A 19472-nucleotide genomic window follows, 5' to 3' on the forward strand; every position below is an offset into this window, starting at 1 on the left:
TACATAGTCTGTGTAAGCATACCTATGTCTATTGTATGGGTATCAATATAGTAGGTATCCCATCTAACGATACCGGCAGGCTATCTTTATTTGTGTGTAAATATATGTTATTTATTGTCCTTTATAAAAGTCTTTTATTGTCTATAAAACTTAAGTGTATAGGGCGTTTTGTACAAAAAGAACCATTCTGTCATTTTTATAACATTTAAAGTCATTTTTCTAAACAATATTTATTTTCGAGTGAATACTTTTGTTGTTGTAAATATACTGGCCATATAATACAAAGAATCTATCATGTTTAACTTTAAATGTAATATGCCTATGCCCTAATTGTAATTGAAAGCACTAGTATCAAATTTATACAAAGTACAATTTTGATAATCTTAAACATATCAGGTAAGACTGATAAAATACTCTATTCTTAATAACATAACAAATGTGAAATAAGTATGAAAAAATGTTTAACGGGGGGGGGGGTAAATATACTCCTATATTAAAGTCCACACTTCCATTATTACTTTTAAGCATGCTCTCAGGAGCAAATGTATATGCGGCTAATGACTCCAATTTGAAGGATGTGTCAATAACAATTAGTCAGCAACAAAAGAAAATTACGGGTGTTGTAACAGACAAAGAGGGAGTACCGGTTATCGGTGCCAATGTCTTGGAGAAGGGGACAACAAACGGAACTGTTACAGATGCAGACGGACGATTTTCTTTGGATATTTCCCGTAATGCAACACTACAAATTTCTTATCTTGGTTATAATACACAAAACATCGTGGTTGGTAATCAAACTACTTTTGCAGTAAAGCTCTCGGAAGATTCAGAAGCTCTGGATGAGGTTGTTGTTGTGGCCTATGGTACTCAGAAAGCCCGTGCGGTAACTGGTTCCATGAGCAAATTGAATAATGAGGAGCTGGAAGATATCCCAGTTCCGAATATCAGTCAGAAAATGCAGGGGAAATTCTCCGGAGTACAGATTACACAGGCAAACGGTGAACCCGGTGGTGGTATGGCTATCCGTATCCGTGGCGCTGCTTCAGTGAATGGCGGTAACAGCCCTCTTGTAGTAATAGATGGATTCCCGATCACTCCGAATGAAGGTACAGGACTGGAGTCGATAAGTCCTGAAGAAATCGAAAATATTACAATCCTTAAAGATGCTGCTTCTACCTCTTTGTATGGTTCCAGGGCTGCCAACGGTGTTATCTTGGTAACGACTAAAAGAGCAAAAGAAGGAAAAACTGATGTCGAGTTCAGTGCTTATTTCGGTGCAACACAAGTATCAAAAAGAGGACGTCCCGATGTAATGAATGCACAGGAATTTGCCCAGTTCAAAAAAGAGTATTATGAAGACCAGGCTAAGTATGAAGGCTATACCGGAGGAGTTCCCGAATGTTATCAGAATCCTTCTTCATTGCAGAATGGTACGGACTGGTACGATGTACTTTTGCAGACTGCATTGACGCAGAATTATAACCTGAGTTTGCAGTCAGGAACTACAAAAGTGAAATCGGCTGTGAACCTGAACTACAATAAGCAGGATGGTGTTATTATCAATACCTATTCGGAACGCTTCTCGGCACGTGCCAATAATGTCTATGAAGCTTCGGACCGTGTAACGTTTGGCTTGAATTTATCAGGTTCTTATATGAGCGGGCAGATTATTCCCGGATTGGGCGGCGGACGTAATATAATTGGTTCTGCCTTCTTGATGGATCCACAGTTGAAATACAAGAATGATGACGGGACATATCCGATATCTTATTCACAACCGGGTATGTTTGCCAATCCGAACTTCTATCTCGTGCTGAATGAACGCGACGATCCGAAAAAGAGAATGAGAGGTACTCTTAATACCTATGCAGATGTCAAAATTATAGACGGATTGAAATATCGTATCAGCGCAAATGCTGATTTGGGATCGGATCAAACCGAATCATGGGTTCCTTCTATTGCAAATGGTGCCATGTTCACTGCTCCTCCTCAACCGGCTGTCGGTTCTTATGGTACCAGTAAATATGTGAATTGGTTGATCGAGAATATGTTGACCTACAATAAGACATTTGCGGATAAGCATAATGTTGATCTTTTGCTCGGATATTCAACTCAGAAGACGACCTCTGAAAATGCAAAAATCAATGCATCAGATTATCCTGATGATGAAGTGGGTTGGTTCAATGCCGCCACAACAAAGGTCGGTGAAGGTGATAGAAGTTCATGGACAATGATCTCTTATCTGGCACGTGCCAATTATGATTATATGGGTAAATACTTACTGTCTGTATCTTTCCGTCGGGATGGTTGTTCTCGTTTTGGTATGAATGCGAAGTGGGCTAATTTCCCCTCTGTTTCTGCCGGTTGGATTACTTCGGATGAAAGCTTCATGGAGAGATTCGATAGGTTGAGCTATTTAAAATTACGTGGAAGTTATGGTATCGTAGGTAACTATAATATCGGTAACTATAATCATTTGGCTACGATCGGAACTTACAACTATGTCTTCAATAACGGAATTTCTGCCGGACGTGGAACAAGTGGTATCGGTAATGCGGACCTTACCTGGGAAACAACCAAACAGCTCGACTTCGGTGTGGATTTAGGATTATTCAATGACCGTGTATTCTTGGTTTATGACTACTATTGGAAGAAAACGGATGGTTTGTTGTATCAGATTGATATTCCTTATTCTTCCGGATTCGAAAACATCCAATCCAATATTGGTGAATTCAGATTCTGGGGACATGAAGTTGGCTTGGAAACGAAGAATATGACAGGCAAGTTTAAATGGAATACCAGCTTGAATTTGACATTTAACCGTAATAAAGCAATGAAGCTGGGTACGAACAATACGCCGATTGGCGGTAATAACAATCAGGAAGATTACAACCGTACGGAAGTCGGTAAACCATTAGGTCTGTTCTACGGCTACGTCTATGATGGCGTTTTCATGACTCAGGAAGAATATGAAGCCGGACCTAAACATGCCTCTTCTATGGTCGGTACTGTTCGTATGAAGGACTTGAATGGCGATAATGTTATCGATAATAATGACCGTACTTTTATTGGTGATCCGAATCCGGATTGTATTTTTGGTATGACTAATACTTTCTCATGGAAAGATTTTGACGCAAGTATTGTATTTACCGGTTCATTAGGTGGAGACATTATAGACGGAACTTATGAATGGACGGAAAATATAGACGGAGTATTTAATGTTCGTAAGGAAGTCGCAGAACGTTGGCGATCAGAAGATAATCCAGGTAATGGTTATATTCCGAGGACAAGAACGGGTACGACCGAGTTATTCCGATATACCAATTCTCGTTGGGTATTCAAGAATAATTACATAACGTTAAAGAATATCACATTGGGATATACGATTCCGATGAAATCAAATCCTTATATCAAGGGAATACGTGTTTATGGAAGTGCTCAAAATCTGTTTACCGTAGGTTCTTATCCGGGTATGAATCCGGAGGTAAACAAGAACACCAGCGGATTATATCAGGGAGTGGATCATACAACATATCCTGTTGCCAGAATTTATACAATTGGCTTGAATGTTAAATTTTAAAGAGCATGAGAATATGAAAAAGTTGAATATATATATTTTTGCGGCAAGTGTGTTGTCTCTTTCTTCTTGCAGTGACTCTTTCTTGAATCTGACTCCTGAGACAACTATTACGACGGAAACATTTTATAAAACTGCAGATCATTTTGAACAAGCTACAGTTGCTTCGTATACTGGTTTGAGAAATATTGCCTTGAGTGGCATATTTATGGATGAGATGCGTTCAGACAATACATTTTATACCTACTATAGTGGCGATAGAGGTCCTTATAACTCGACAGAAAAACTGGCTTTGTTTTTAGATGACGAAACTGTTGGTTGGAGTCCGGACCGTTATAACGGTGTTTATTCCAGCATTGCCAGAGTAAATACGATTTTAGGTAGACTGGATGCTTCCGAATTGACGGAAGAAGAAAAGAAAGCGGTAAGGGCAGAAGCTTTGTTCCTGAGAGCGTTCTATTATTTCGATTTGGTACAACATTGGGGCGGTGTTCCTCTTATGTTGCAGGAAGTGACTACCGAAGCGGAAGCTTTTGCAGCTAAATCTCCGGTAGAAGATGTTTATAAACAAATACTTACTGATGTTTCGGAAGCAATCTCTTTGGGATTGCCGGTTGCAAACACTTTCCCGCAGAGTGGCCGGGCAACGATGGGAGCTGCTAAAATGTTGCGTGCTTATTGTTATATGTCACAGCCTACTCGTGATTACAAAGCGGCTGAACAGGATTTGAAAGATATCACGCAGATGAACTACGGTCTTTTGGATAGCTATGAAGCTGTATTTAATCCAGCCAATAAAAACTCGAAAGAGTCTATTTTTGAAGTGCAGTATCTCGAAGATGGTTCCAATGCAGGTGTACATAATGATATTCCTTGGCGTTTGATTCCAAAATGTAGTAATAATGACTTCCTGATGGGTATCACTTTTTCGAACTATGCAGGTACAAGCGGTGGCTGGTGCGTTCCTACGGAAGAGATGATCCAGTCTTACGAACCGGGTGACAAGCGTTTGGATGCTTCCATTGCTGTAGCAGAAGGTAAGACAGATGACGCTGAACAGTTTACTTGCGAAGCGGTCAAGGCGGTATCGGATTTTACTCCGACAACTGGAAAAAATTTCTACTATTTCATCCGGAAGTATTATCATCCTCCTTATCAGTATGCTGGGCGTGCTGGAGATAACTTCCCGGTTTACCGTTATGCGGGGGCATTGTTGTTGCTGGCAGAAAACTTGGTAGCACAAAATCGGAATGCAGAGGCTTTGCCTTATATTAACGAGGTAAGAACCCGTGCCGGATTGAAATCGCTGACCAGTGTTACGGCAGAGGATGTGGCTGATGAAATGCGCCATGAACTGGCCTTTGAAAACCATCGTTGGACAGATTTGGTCCGTACGGGTAAAGCCATAGAAACAATGACCGAATTTGGAAAGACGATGAAGGCAAAGTATCAGTGGATTCTTCCTTCTGCATTTGAGGTAACGGGAAACCGTTTGGTATTCGCTTTCCCGTTAAGAGAAAGACAGATCAATTATTTGCTGGAACAGAATCCGGGATATTGATAAATAGATAGTAGTGAGGAGATTGTTACAAAGAACAATCTCCTTGTTTTGTTAATATTTTTATTAGAAAAATACCATGAAACATACAGGATTAAGGTTTATCTTCTTTTTACTGGTCATATTTCTTTGCTGCAATTCGGTTGCAGGTCAGAGAGTAGGTGACCTTAGTGATCTGTTTGTCTCACCGCCGGATCATGCAAAGCCAAGGGTCTATTGGTGGTGGCTCTATAATCGTGTGAATAAAGGTTCTATAACCCGTGACCTGGAAGAGTTTAAAGCAAAAGGGATTAGTGGCGTTAATCTGATATGTACAGGTGGATATGCCGGAAAAGAGGCATTATTAGGTGTTGAATGGCTGAGTCCTGAGTGGCGTGCTCTTTACCGGCATGCAATCCGGGAAGCTAAACGTTTGAATATTGAAATAGGATTTAACCTGGCGGGAGGCTGGACCATGATGGGACCTTGGATTACGCCGGATAAAGCGATGAAGAAAGTAGTTCAGAGTGAACAGATCGTTACCGGACCTGTAACGTTTTCTAAAGAATTTCCTCAACCTGAAACTGTCGATAATTATTACCATGATGTATGGGTTCAGGCATTTAAAATAGAACGCCAAACTAAAACAGTGCATCCGGAAACAGCTATAGATATCACGGACTGTATAAGTTCTGACGGGAGATTGCATTGGGATATTCCGGAAGGCGACTGGCTTATTTTACGAACGGGATATACATTGACAGGACATCCCTGGAGTAAATGGCATGCATATCCTAAAGGCGATACATTTGAAGGAGGAGACGGATATGAAATAGATTATTTGAGTACGGTTGCTTTGGATGATCATTTTGACCATCTAGGTAAATTGGTTATCGAAGAGACTCGGCAGGCCGGCGGTAAATTGGCTTATTTGTGGTCAGATAGCTGGGAATGCGGAAAACTTACATGGACTCAGGACTTCCCGGAACAATTCCGGCGTTTCCGAGGATATGATTTAAAGCCATATATGGCTATATTGGCAGGATATACAGTGAATGATTCTGTATTTTCGGCTCGTTTCCGGGATGATTTTGACAGAACAATACAAGATTGTGTCGCAGAGAATTTTTATGGACATTTCTATGAATTATGTCATGAAAATGGTATGGATGTAGGTAATGAGGCCGGAGGACCGAATGATACACCTCCCCAGGATGCACTAAAAAACTTGGGGCGTTGTGATATTCCGGCAGGCGAATTCTGGGTACATTACAAATTACCTGAAGACGGAATGAATTCGCGTAAAAGTGCCAGACTTAATTTGAAACAAACAGCTTCGGCTGCACATATATATGGCCGGCGTGAAGCGCAGGCGGAAGCTTTCACACAGATGGAACAGGACCGTACACACTGGTCATTGGGCCCCTATGATTTAAAACCCTATGCGAATGATGCTTTTTGTGAAGGTATAAACCGTTTTATGTTACATCAGGCAACTTGTCAGCCTCCGGAAGATGGGAAGCCCGGGTTTGAATTTTGTGCCGGTCAGCATTTTACTCCTAACATAACCTGGTGGGAGCAGTCTTCTGCCTTTTTTTCTTATTTGTCTCGTTGCCAGTCTTTATTGCAGCAGGGCAAGTTTGTGGGCGATGTTTGTTTCTTTTTAGGTGAACGACCGCCGGTACTGGTTCCGCCTAAATATGTTGTGCCGACTCTCGGGGTAGGCTATGACTGTGATTATACGAATGCAGAAGTACTACTGACACGTATGTCCGTCAAAGATGGAAGGATCGTATTACCTGATGGTATGAGTTATCGTCTTTTATATCTTCAGAATTGTGTTTCTCCTGTAGAAGAGATATGTGAGGCAGTAGGGCATTATCAACAGTTGAAGGTTTTATCCGATCCTTCGGATGCCATGTCTTTGGCGGTAATCAAGAAACTTCGGCAATTGATCAGTGATGGGGCTACTGTAGTCGGGGCACCTCCTAAAAGGTCGGCGGAACTGAACGGATATCCGGATTGTGACAGAGAGGTGCAGGAGATCGCCACAGAAATTTGGGGTGACCTGGATGGGAATACTCGTACGGAACGGAAGTTTGGTAAAGGACGTATCATCTGGGGGAAGACAGCCCGTGAAGTTTTGCTTGCAGATGGCATACAACCTGATTTTTCTTATACAGGTCAGGAGCATGAACCTGAAAAGTTTGATTATATCCATCGGGTGGATGGACAGTCCGAAATTTATTTTGTGATTAATCGTACAGGAAGTACCGAAATTGGAGATTTTTCTTTTAGAGTTGCTGGGAAACAACCGGAGATATGGGATCCGGTAACGGGTAAGATGAGAGATGCAGGTTCTTTTGAACAGAAAGGTGGACTTACCGATTTGTCGTTGGAATTGGCGCCGTATAGCTCTTGTTTTATTGTTTTCCGCAAATCTATTTCTAAGAATAGTTCCGGCAAAGGAGTTCCTAATTTCTTGAAATATGAGAAGATCAAAGAGCTAAGCGACTCATGGCATGTTTTATTTGACAAAGACTGGGGTGGTCCCGGTGAAGTACGTTTTGATAAGCTTTCTAACTGGATCGATAGTCAGGAAGAAGGGATTAAGTATTATTCGGGTAAAGCTACTTATCGGAAGGTATTTGACATGGGGAATGTGCAGAAAAAGTTTTCTCACGCAGGTGAAAGGCTTGTTCTCGATTTGGGTGATGTCAAGCATGTGGCGGCTGTTCGTTTAAATGGTAAGGAACTGGGTGTTTTGTGGTGCTCTCCTTGGCGTGTCGATATTACGGATTGTATAAAGGATACAGGGAATGTTTTGGAGATTGATATTGTCAATCTATGGGCGAACCGGGTGATTGGAGACTGGAAATTGCCGGTAGAGAAGCGTTTTACAAAAACACATGATGTTTTCCGTTTCGATATGTTGAGAGGAAGTACCCCGTTGACTGACTCTGGTTTACTTGGGCCGGTTAATATATTGCGCGGATTATAGTGTGAGTAGATTCTCATGTGTTTATAGTCCTTTTATAAAAGTTAGATAAGTTGTAGATATTTGTTTCATCCAGATAAAATGATTTTGTAGTATGACAATTCATAAGGTATTATTTATAACACTTTTATTTTTCGTGAGTATGTCTTCCTTTGCGAAGGAAGACCGGAATGGAGCTTTGGATCTGTCTCCTGCGAAATGGATCTGGTATCCGGCCGACCGGACACTGCAAAACACTTTTATTTTATTCCGGAAAGATGTCATACTGAAAGAAAAACCGTCAAAAGCGGATGGATGGATACTGGCGGACAGCAGATATCGTTTGTTTGTGAACGGGAAAAGAGTGCAATGGGGACCTGCTCCGTCTGATCCCCGCTGGCAGGAAGCCGATCCGCTGGATCTGGCTGGATATTTGGTCGAAGGAAAAAATACGATAGCCGTCGAAGTATGTTATTTTGGAACCGGTGATGGAACTTCTCCGATGGGAAAGCCCGGATTTATTATGAATCTGGATATCGATGAACAAAAAATATTGACGGACGACTCGTGGTTCAGCTATTTATCTCGTAGTTGGCAACCCGGAAAATATAAACGATGGTTTTTGCGTTCTTTACAGGAAACTTTTGATGCCCGGCTTTATCCGTATGGATGGGATACGCCTGACTTTATACAGAATGCAGATTGGGTAAAAGCGTTGGTTGCGAGTGATGACGGGCGTTATCCGTCCGTCTGTAATGGGGTCCCGGAATATGCCTGGGAGATATTCGGGGATAGGAACGTGTCGGAGATACGTCGGAGGAGTATTCCTTTGATGCGGGAATATTCGGTGACCCAACCTAAATTGGAAGAATCCAAGTGGATTCACTGGAAAAGACCGGCAGAAGATTATTTTGATATGTTGGTCAGCGATGCTTTCGATGTTATATACCAACCGGTTGTCGGGCAGTCTGAAGACGAGTGGCTGGTGGAGCCGAATGGAGACAATGCAGCAGCACTGACCTTTTCTTTTAGTGAACAAGGTGTCGGGTGGCCTTATTTTACTATTGACGCTCCGGAAGGAACTGTTGTGGAATTGTTGGTACATGAAGCACATCGGCTCGGAGGTCCCGCTATTATAAATTCTCATTTTAACTCCTGGACCCGGTTTGTTTGTAAAGAAGGGGTTAATACATTTGAAACATTTGATTTCGAGAGTTTCAGATGGCTTCAGTTACATATTCGTAACTTTAATCGTCCGGTCAGGATATCTTCGGTCGGTATGCGCCGTAGAGTATATCCCTGGCAAAAAGAACCTGCTATATTTATAGCAGACGATACTATTCAAAAGGTTGTGAATGCTGCAGTAAATACATTATACAACTGTGCTCAGGAAACATTGGTTGATGGAATGGCGCGGGAAAGGCAACAATACAGCGGAGATGGTAGCCATCAGTTACATGCTGTTTTTCAGACAATGGGAGATTGTTTGCTTCCTTTCCGGTATATAAATACATTCAGCCAGGGATCTTCCATAGACGGATACTTTATGGATAGTTGGCCTGCCTGGGACCGGTTGGCACGTACGATGGAACGGCAGATGCAATTGACCGGTTGGGGCCCTATTCTGGATCATAGTATCGGATTTTGTTTCGATGCTTATCATTATTACATGTATACCGGTGATTTAAAGGGATTGGAAGAAGTCTATCCGAGACTTCTTAAGTTTTTTGTTTTTCTCTGTTCGCTGACAAATGAAGAAGAGCAATTGGTGCCGGCAGAAAACTTAGGAATGTGTTCGGTTTACATCGATCATGAGGCATATAAAAAGAACAGCCATAAACAATTGGCGTTAAATCTTTATATTACAGCAATGTGCAGGAATGCTTTGGCTCCTTTGTGCCGTTTGTTTGGAGATAAGGATGAAGCTGATAGAGTTGACGCTTATGGTAGTAGGATACTTCAGGGATGTATCCGTAAGTTTTGGGATGAGGAACGGAAAGTTTATGTGAATAATCTGCCCTGGATAAAGGAAGAAGGAGAGATACGTTATTGTGACCGTTCTTTGGCTACGGCATTGATCTATGATCTGTGTCCGGGTAATTCTATAGATAAGTCATTGGAAATATTGGAACAGACTCCTGCTGAGTTAGGTATATCATATCCGTGTAATGCCGTGTGGCGTCTGTGGGCATTGGTTAAATACAGGAAGATTGAATCTGTTCTATCTGACTTGAGAACGAAATGGGGACGAATGAGCTCTGTTTGGGAAAATAACACATTGCAGGAGTTTTGGACTGCTTATCCAGATGAAGGTTCTCAGTGGAGTCATTGTGCCATGCATCCTTTGATTGCGCTCAGCCAGGGGATAGCCGGTATTTACCCGATAAAGGGAGGATCAGATAAAATAAAAATAGAGCCGCAACCAGGTAGCCTGGAGAAAGTAGATTTTGATGTATACACAGCAAAAGGAGCGGTACATTTTTATTCGCAGGGAAAAAAAGGAAAACGGACCCTTCGGTTGAGGATCCCGGATACAGTGTCTGTCGAATTATGGCTGGATGCACGGGAAGAAATCAAATTACCGTTCTTACGGACTGAGAAAAATGGAATCAAAGTATATAAGATGGAAGGTCAGGAAAAATACGAACTCCATTTGAAATATACTTGATACGTATCTTTGCATGATAGAGAATAGTTTGTTAACTAAATTCATTAGGAGATGAAAAAGGATAAGATTATTAGGGGGATGGTTATGGTGTTTTTATGTTCTGTAAACATCTGTGGACTAAAGGCGCAGGAGAAAGCCGGAGAGTGTGTGCCTACAGATTTGAAATGCGAGCATTTGGTTGCTCCGTTAGGTATCGACCGCCAGGCTCCGCGTTTTTCGTGGCATCTGGAAGATAGCAGGGGCGGAGCCGTTCAAACCGCCTACAGGATCACTGTAGGAAAAGATTCTGTCGCTTTGTCCAAAGGAAAGAAGATCTTGTGGCAGGAGAAAAAGGCAGACGGAAAAACGATGGCTGGTTATAAAGGGAAAGCCTTGGAGCCTTTTACGAAATATTATTGGAGTGTTACTGTTTGGGACAAAGACAAGCAGGAATCCCGGAAAGTAATTTCTTCTTTTGAAACAGGTATGTTGACGCCTTCAAACTGGAAGGGAAGATTTATTTCAGATGGACAGGATATAGAGTCCCGTGAGACTCCCTATTTCCGGAAAGCTATTAGATTAGACAAGAACGTCCAATCGGCAAGAGCGTACATAGTGGCAGCCGGATTATATGAATTATCCATTAACGGGCATAAGGTCGGTGATCACTTTTTAGACCCCGCTTTTACCGATTATGACAAGCGGTTATTGTATGTTACGTATGATGTCACTGATCTTTTGAGTAAAGGAGATAATGCAGTGGGTGTAATTCTCGGGAATGGCTGGTATAACCATCAGCCGGTTGCCGAATGGTCCTTTGATAAAGCTCCATGGCGTAAGCGTCCTTCTTTCTGTCTGAATTTGTATATAACATATACGGACGGGACAAAAGAGATTCTGGCATCCGATGAAAGCTTCAAGGTGAAAGGCGGTCCCATTACATTCAATGCTATTTATGTGGCTGAAAATTATGATTTCAGAAAGGAATTACCGGGTTGGAATACCGTATCTTATGACGATTCATCCTGGAAGAATGCGACAGAGGTTGCTATCCCTTGTACGAATATAACCTCTCAGGCGATGCATCCGATCCGTATCACGGAATATTGCAAACCGGTCGATCTGAAGAAAATAAGCGATACGCTCTATTTATGTGATTTTGGGCAGAATTGGTCAGGTATTACGAAGTTCACTGCGAAAGGCATACCCGGCACAAAGGTAAAAGTACGTCATGGCGAACAACTGGATTCCCGTAGAAAACGATTATTCGACGATAATAACACCCTGTTTTATCAAAATGTAAATGAACCGTTGAAGTATGGCGTTCATCCGGAAGACGAGCTGTTCCAGACGGATATATTGATATTGGATGGCAATACGAATGAATATATGCCCCGTTTTAATTATAAAGGGTTCCAATATGCAGAGATATCTTCGGATAAGCCTTTGCATCTGTCGACAGAAAATCTTACTTCTTATTTTATACACACGGATACTCCGGTAAACGGTTCTTTTGAGTGTTCTGATACGTTTGTTAACAGATTATTGAAAGCGACCAACTACTCGTATCTGTCGAATCTGGTCGGATATCCGACCGATTGTCCTCATCGTGAGAAAAATGGCTGGACGGGTGACGCCCATCTGGCTATTGAAACGGGCTTGTATAGTTTTGATGCAATTACCCTGTATGAAAAATGGATGGCAGACCATCGGGATAATATGTATGACGGAGGACGGTTACGCTGTATCATTCCTTCCGGAGGCTGGGGAGGCGATATCGCTGACTGGACTTGCTCGATGACCATTATTCCTTGGACCTTGTATGAGTTTTACGGTGATCCGACTTGCTTGAAAGATAATTATGAAGCAATGAAGATGCATACGGATTATTGGCTGAATAAGTATCCGGAAGGGTTGATCGGAGATCACTGTCTGGGTGACTGGGTCCCTCATAAGTCGGTTGCAGATAAGGAACTGACAGCTTCTATTTATCATTACAAAAATGCAGACATCGTTTCCCGTACGGCCAAATTGTTTGGTTTCGAAAAGGATCATGAACATTATAAAGCGGCAGCCGAAAAGATAAAGAATGCGATTAATGAAAAGTTCCTGAACAGGGAAACCGGTATTTATGCCAACGGCTATCAAACGGAGCTTAGTATGCCTTTATATTGGGGTATAGTCCCGGAAGACTGTAAAGAAAAGGTTGCGGAACAGTTGACCAAACGGGTAAAGACGGACAAGGATCATCTGGATGTCGGCATTATGGGATGTAAAACGATCCTCAACGCATTGACGGAAACAGGAAATGTAGAGCAGGCATTCCGTATGGTAACCCAACAGGATTATCCTTCATGGGGAAACTGGTTGCGCCAGGGAGCAACAACTCTTTACGAAAACTGGGATTACAACGGCCTTGCCTGGGGATATTCACAGAATCATATCATGTATGGTGAAATTGGAGCATGGTTCTATAAGGCCTTGGCGGGGATTAATGTCGATCCGCAGAATCCTGGTTTTAAGAATGTGATCCTAAAACCTCATTTTGTAGAAGAACTAACCTATGTAAAAGCTTCTTATAATTCTCCTTACGGGTTGATAAAATCAGCTTGGGAAAGAGTGGGTGATAAAATTATTTATAAAGTAACTGTGCCTCCCGGTGCAACGGCTACATTGCATCTGGAAGGGGAAAATACTCCTAAAGAGTTGATTGCAGGTACTTATAAATTTGAGGTAAATAAATAATTACGGATATGAAAGGAATTTCTTTAAAAGTATTATTTGCATTTATCTCGCTGTTAGTCGTTTCGTGCAGTACCCGTTCGTCGTTGGAGGTCGATGGTTTGCAGTGTGAAAACCTAAATGAGCCGTTGGGAATCGACAATACTTCTCCTCACTTCAGTTGGGTGTTAAATTCAAAGGAACAAGGTGCCGAACAAACAGCTTATCAGATACTGGTCGCTTCGGATAAAAAGTATTTGTCGGAAGGAAAAGCAGACCTGTGGAATTCGGGAAAGAAGGAGTCGGACAAATCCAATGGGGTTTTATACCAGGGAAGTCCTTTAAGTTCCAGGAGCTTTTCTTATTGGAAAGTGCGCGTCTGGGACGGAGAAGGGAATGTGTCCGCATGGAGTGAACCTGCTTGTTTTGGAGTGGGATTGTTGCATCCGGAAGATTGGACTGCCCGATATATCGGCATGAACCAGGCCGAAGGTCAAATGGAATCGCCGCTATTCCGAAAAACATTCCAATGTAATACGCCTGGAGAAAAGATGTTACTCCATGTGAATTCGTTGGGGTATCATGAGGTATATGTCAATGGAAAACATGTTGGCGATGCTGTATTGGTACCGGCTGTCTCCCAGTTCGATAAACGTTCCCTGATCGTTACTTATGATATTTCCGAACTTGTCCGGAAAGGTAATAATGAGATTGTTCTCTGGTTGGGTAAAGGGTGGTACCGCGACGGCCTTCCGGGTGTAGTGGAAGGTGGTCCGTTTGTCCGCGCCCAACTGGAAAGCAGAGACGAAGGAGGTTGGACTACGGTTCTGGTTACGGATGATTCCTGGCTGGCTCGTAAAAGCGGTTATGTCTCGACTGGAAACTGGAGACCGCATCAGTTTGGCGGTGAGGTTGTAACGGCTTCCGAACTGCTTCCGGATTTAACTGCTTCTACATTGAACAGCGTTGAATGGGAAAAAGTGAAAGTAGCTTCGATACCGGTCCATAAGGCTACACCGCAAATGGCTGAGTTGAACCGGATTCAGAAAGAGTTCCATCCGGTATCATGCCAGGCATCCGGTGACACAGCCTGGATCTTCGATATGGGAACGAACTTTACGGGGTGGACGAAAATTAAGTTTCCGGCATTGGCTTCCGGTCAGAAGATACGGATTAGCTATTGTGATTTTTTGAACGAAGAGGGGCAGTTCAGAGACAGACTTTATGAAGATTATTATATCGCTTCCGGTAAAGCAGGGGAGAGCTTCGTTAATAAGTTCAATTACCAGGCCTATCGGTATCTGAAACTGACGAATCTGAGTGAGGCTCCGGCCCTAACCGATATAACAGCTTGCTTGATCCATACAGATTATAAAGGAAGTGCTTCTTTTAGTTGTTCGGATGAGGACTTAAATGCAATTCACGATATGATCCACTATACACTCCGTTGTTTGACGTTAGGTGGTTATATGGTAGACTGCCCCCAGATCGAACGATTGGGGTATGGTGGCGACGGGAATGCTTCGACGCAGACCGTTCAGACAATGTATAACCTTACTCCTTTATACATGAACTGGATGCAGGCATGGGCGGATTGCATGAGAGAAGACGGAGGTATGCCTCATACGGCCCCTAATCCTTATATGGCAGGAGGAGGTCCGTACTGGTGCGGATTTATCATTACAGCTTCCTGGGCTACTTATGTAAATTATGGAGACAGTCGTTTGATAGAACGTTATTATCCTTATATGCAAAAATGGCTGGAGTATGTGGATAAATATACCGTGAACGGTCTGCTGAAAACATGGCCGAACACCGATTACCGAAATTGGTATCTAGGTGATTGGGCTACTCCGACCGGGATCGACCAAACAAATCCTTTATCGGTAGATGTCGTAGATAATTGCTATATATCGGTTTGCTATCAAACGATGTGTAAGATAGCGAATGTATTGGGAAAGGAACAGGATAAACAGGCGTATGCGGCTAAATATAAAGACCTGAATACGCTTATCCATAAAACGTTTTATGATCCCGGGCAGAAGAGTTATGCTACAGGTACGCAGATCGATTTAATCTATCCGATGCTGGTCGGTGCAACACCGGAAGATGAACAGTCTGATGTCAGAAATACCCTGTATCGTGTTACGAAAGACCGTTTTAACGGACATCTGGCAACAGGGCTGGTGGGGATTCCTGTAATAACCGAATGGGCTGTGAAGAATAAACAGGCCGATTTTATCTATGGAATGTTGAAGAAGAGAGAGTATCCGGGCTATTTGTATATGCTGGATAATGGAGCGACTACGACCTGGGAGCACTGGAACGGAGAGCGTAGCCATATCCACAACTGTTATAACGGTATCGGCTCCTGGTTTTACCAGGCTTTGGGAGGTATCAACCCAGACGAAGCGAATCCGGGATACAAGCATGTATTTATTCAGCCTCAATTGGTAAAAGGTATTTCATGGGTGAAAGCAGCGAAAGAAACTCCTTTCGGAATGTTAGATGTAAAATGGGAAAAGACGGACGTATCTTTTACCCTGGATTTGAGTATTCCTGTTGGCTGTAAAGCTACGGTTTTGTTACCTGTCAAAGCTAAAAGTGTTTCGATTAATGATGTAAAGTCGGACAAATTGGATCAGTTGGAAATGCAATCAGGGGATTATCGGATTACATGTGTTCTGTAGGGAATGACAGGCAGTAGTGAAATATCATTTTTATCAACTAAATTGTCAATTTTATAATTTAAAAGAAAGGTTTAATCTATTCTTTTGTACAAACTAATAAATCTTTAAGTATATGAAAGCACAAAACATTGTAAAATACTTATCCGGTGTTATTGCAGGAAGTGCCCTATCATTTGGTCTGGTTAGCTGTCAGGATACCAGCGTGCAAACCCAGGATTCTTTTGCCACTATAGAAAAGGATTTTAAGGATCCGTCTGCTGATTTTAGAAGTGCCCCGCTGGCAGTCTGGAATAGTAAAGTGACCGAGGCCGAAGTAGAGCGTACGATGCGCGAGCTGAAAGAGGCCGGTTTCGGAGGTCTTTTCATTCATCCCCGTCCGGGTATGATTACAGAATATCTGGGAGATGAATGGTTCTCTCTTTATAAACATGCGGTAGAGTTCGGAAAAGAGATAGGTATGAATGTCTGGATTTATGATGAGAACTCCTATCCAAGCGGATTTGCCGGTGGGCATGTGCCACAGGAAATGCCTGAGTCTTATAATCAGGGTCAGGGATTGGCTTTGACAAAGGCCGAATTACTGCCGGAGGATACAGCCCCTTATTACATGTGTTTAAAAAAGGAAAACGATGCCTGGAAAGATATTACAGACCAAATAGCTGACTATAAAGGAACTAAAGGCGAATATTACCTGTATAAGAAAACTTATATGGGTAAGTCTGACTGGTACGGAGGTTATTCATATGTAGACCTGTTGGTTCCGGGAGTAACGGAAAAGTTCCTGGAAGTAACGATGAAGAATGGATATGAGAAAAAGTTCAAAGAGGATTTCGGCTCATCTATCAAAGGTATCTTTTCTGATGAACCGAACATCAGCAGTCCGGGCGGATTACGATGGACACCGGATTTATTTGAAGTCTTTCTGCAGAAGTGGGGATATGACCTGAAACCGTTATTACCGTTGCTGGAGGAAGAAACAGGTGATTGGAAGAAGGTACGCCATAACTATATGGAGACTTTGTTGCAGTTGTTTATCGACCGTTGGTCAAAGCCTTTCCACCAGTATTGCGAGGAAAACAAGCTGGAATGGACCGGCCATTATTGGGAACATGGTTGGCCTTACATGAATGACGGACCGGATAATATGGCTATGTATGCCTGGCATCAGACGCCGGCGATTGATATGCTGTTCAATCAGTTTGATGAGAAAAGTCCTGTCGCACAGTTTGGTAATGTCCGTTCGGTAAAAGAGTTGCGTAGTGTGGCTAACCAGATGGGATATTCCCGTACATTGAGTGAAACATATGGTGGCGGAGGCTGGGATGAAACTTTCAAGGATTTCAAACGGCTTGGTGACTGGGAATATGTCCTGGGTGTGAACTTTATGAACCAGCATCTGGCACATATGACACTGACCGGTGCCCGTAAATACGACTATCCGCCGGTATTTACTTATCATTCACCCTGGTGGGCCGATTATAAGTCGCAGAATGATTATTTTGCCCGCCTGTCATTGTTGATGAGTAAAGGTGTCCAGCAGAATGATATATTGGTCATAGAGCCGAATGCAACTTTATGGAGTTATTATTCACATACCAAGAGTAGCCCGAAACTGATGGAAGTAGGCCAGGCTTTCCAGGACTTTATAACGACTCTGGAAAAAGGGCAGGTAGAATATGACCTTGGTTCTGAGAATATCATAAAAGATCATGGGGCTGTTGCCGATGGCAAGTTCGTTGTAGGTAAGGTCGCTTATACGACCGTTGTATTACCTCCGATGATGGAGACATTGAACAAGCCGACATTTGATTTATTGCAGAATTTTGTACAACAAGGTGGCCGTGTGGTAACTTTTTCTTCTCCGACGCTGGTTGACGGAGCAGAAAATACAGCCTGGAAGACTCTGCTTGGCGGTCAGTCTGTAACGTCTGTTCCCCGGTTGACGAACGAGGTTATCCGGGACACATTTTCGAATGCAGATTGCCGGTTCTCATTTAGCGGAGGTAACTTATACCATCAACGTCGTCAGTTTACCGACGGGGAATTATTGTTCCTGGTTAATTCTTCCATGGATGAGGCTGTTGACGGTACGGTTACCGTTAACGGGAAATCGGCAGTGCAAATGGATGCCATGAGTGGAAATATTTATACGTACCCATCGACAAAGGCGGATGGCAAATTGACGATGAAGTTCCATTTGGAACCGGCTGGAAGTTTATTGTTATATAGTTCGAAAGGTTCATTGAAATCTTATCCGGAAATACCGGCTGTTGCCGGCTCTACCCCGGTTCAGGCTATTAGTCCGGTTCAGGTTACTCGTTTGAAGGATAATGCATTGAATGTCGATTTCTGTGATGTGAGTGTAAACGGGAAAACAACAAAGAATGTCTATTTTGCGCAGGCTGCCGATATCGCTTTCCGCGAATATGGTTTTACGAATGGCAATCCCTGGAATACTTCGGTACAGTATAAACGGAATATTTTAGACCGGGATACGTTTAAAACCGGAGGTTTCACAACGACTTACCGCTTTAAAGTAAATGACAAGTTCGATTATTCAAACATGAAACTGGTAGCGGAACGTCCCGAATTGTTTACTGTTAAAATCAACGGCGAACAGGTGAAACCGATACCGGGAGAATGGTGGCTGGACCGCTCCTTTGGCGTCTATTCGATAGGCGGCCAGGTGACAACAGGAATAAATACCGTAGAACTGAGTGTGAGTCCGATGAGTATTTTTGCAGAGATAGAGCCGGTTTATATAGTGGGTGATTTTGCTGTTATTCCTGAACAAATAGGATGGAGTATCAGTGCTCCGGTTAAGAATCTTACGTTAGGTAGCTGGAAGGCACAGAAACAACCGTTCTATTCCTGGGGAGTAAGCTATTCCAAAGAATATGAGGTGAAATCTCTTTCAACCCCGTATGCCGTTCAGTTGAATGACTGGAAAGGTACTTTGGCTGAAGTGTATGTGAATGATCAGAAAGCCGGAATAATCGCTTATGATCCGTATCGTCTGGATATAACCCCTTATCTGAAAGAGGGTAAAAATAAAGTAGATGTCCGGGTGATCGGTAGCCATAAGAACCTGTTAGGTCCGCATTATCGTCATCCGGCCCCGGGTCTGGCTTCTCCGTGGCATTGGAAAAACATAGACAAGCAGATTCCAGGTAGTGAATATCAGATGCTGGATTATGGTTTGATGACTGATTTCGATTTGGTACATTAAAAAACTATTGACATAAAAAGGCTTCGGTATCCTTTAGGGGTATCGGAGCTTTTTTGTGTTTGATAATGATTCATTTTCTTTATATTTGTACCAT

The 19472-nt window shown here is 42.6% G+C and carries 7 protein-coding genes; all 7 read left to right on the forward strand.

Going from position 1 to position 19472, the window contains the following annotated elements:
- Positions 1-526: 526 nt before the first annotated feature.
- The 7 genes from K6V26_RS23115 (at position 527) to K6V26_RS23145 (ending at position 19378) form a co-directional block, all read left to right on the forward strand.
- Positions 527-3580, forward strand: coding sequence for a SusC/RagA family TonB-linked outer membrane protein (locus K6V26_RS23115; protein WP_224263993.1), 3054 nt, complete (start codon positions 527-529; stop codon positions 3578-3580).
- Positions 3581-3593: 13 nt separating this feature from the next.
- Positions 3594-5138, forward strand: a complete 1545-nt coding sequence (locus K6V26_RS23120; protein WP_224263994.1) for a RagB/SusD family nutrient uptake outer membrane protein — start codon at positions 3594-3596, stop codon at positions 5136-5138.
- Between the two features lie 76 nt (positions 5139-5214).
- Positions 5215-8115, forward strand: coding sequence for a glycosyl hydrolase (locus K6V26_RS23125; protein ID WP_224263995.1), 2901 nt, complete (start codon positions 5215-5217; stop codon positions 8113-8115).
- A gap of 91 nt (positions 8116-8206) precedes the next feature.
- Positions 8207-10759: an alpha-L-rhamnosidase-related protein gene (locus K6V26_RS23130; protein WP_224263996.1), complete on the forward strand. Its 2553-nt coding sequence runs from the start codon at positions 8207-8209 to the stop codon at positions 10757-10759.
- A gap of 51 nt (positions 10760-10810) precedes the next feature.
- Positions 10811-13483 carry a glycoside hydrolase family 78 protein gene (locus K6V26_RS23135; protein WP_224263997.1) on the forward strand — a complete coding sequence of 891 codons (2673 nt, stop codon included), beginning with the start codon at positions 10811-10813 and terminating at the stop codon, positions 13481-13483.
- 8 nt (positions 13484-13491) lie between these two features.
- Positions 13492-16149 (forward strand): alpha-L-rhamnosidase, encoded by a 2658-nt coding sequence (locus K6V26_RS23140; protein WP_224263998.1) that lies wholly within the window; start codon positions 13492-13494, stop codon positions 16147-16149.
- Positions 16150-16261: 112 nt separating this feature from the next.
- Entirely contained in the window at positions 16262-19378 is a 3117-nt protein-coding gene (locus K6V26_RS23145; RefSeq protein WP_224263999.1) for a glycosyl hydrolase, read from the forward strand.
- Positions 19379-19472 lie beyond the last annotated feature (94 nt).

Origin of the sequence: Parabacteroides goldsteinii (assembly GCF_020091425.1) — a bacterium.
Classification (GTDB): Bacteria; Bacteroidota; Bacteroidia; order Bacteroidales; family Tannerellaceae; genus Parabacteroides; species Parabacteroides goldsteinii.

Excerpts from the sequence above, each read along its gene's own strand:
- K6V26_RS23115 (WP_224263993.1), top strand. The coding sequence starts at position 527 with ATGCTCTCAGGAGCAAATGTATATGCGGCTAATGACTCCAATTTGAAG.
- K6V26_RS23120 (WP_224263994.1), top strand. The coding sequence starts at position 3,594 with ATGAAAAAGTTGAATATATATATTTTTGCGGCAAGTGTGTTGTCTCTT.
- K6V26_RS23125 (WP_224263995.1), top strand. The coding sequence starts at position 5,215 with ATGAAACATACAGGATTAAGGTTTATCTTCTTTTTACTGGTCATATTT.
- K6V26_RS23130 (WP_224263996.1), top strand. The coding sequence starts at position 8,207 with ATGACAATTCATAAGGTATTATTTATAACACTTTTATTTTTCGTGAGT.
- K6V26_RS23135 (WP_224263997.1), top strand. The coding sequence starts at position 10,811 with ATGAAAAAGGATAAGATTATTAGGGGGATGGTTATGGTGTTTTTATGT.
- K6V26_RS23140 (WP_224263998.1), top strand. The coding sequence starts at position 13,492 with ATGAAAGGAATTTCTTTAAAAGTATTATTTGCATTTATCTCGCTGTTA.
- K6V26_RS23145 (WP_224263999.1), top strand. The coding sequence starts at position 16,262 with ATGAAAGCACAAAACATTGTAAAATACTTATCCGGTGTTATTGCAGGA.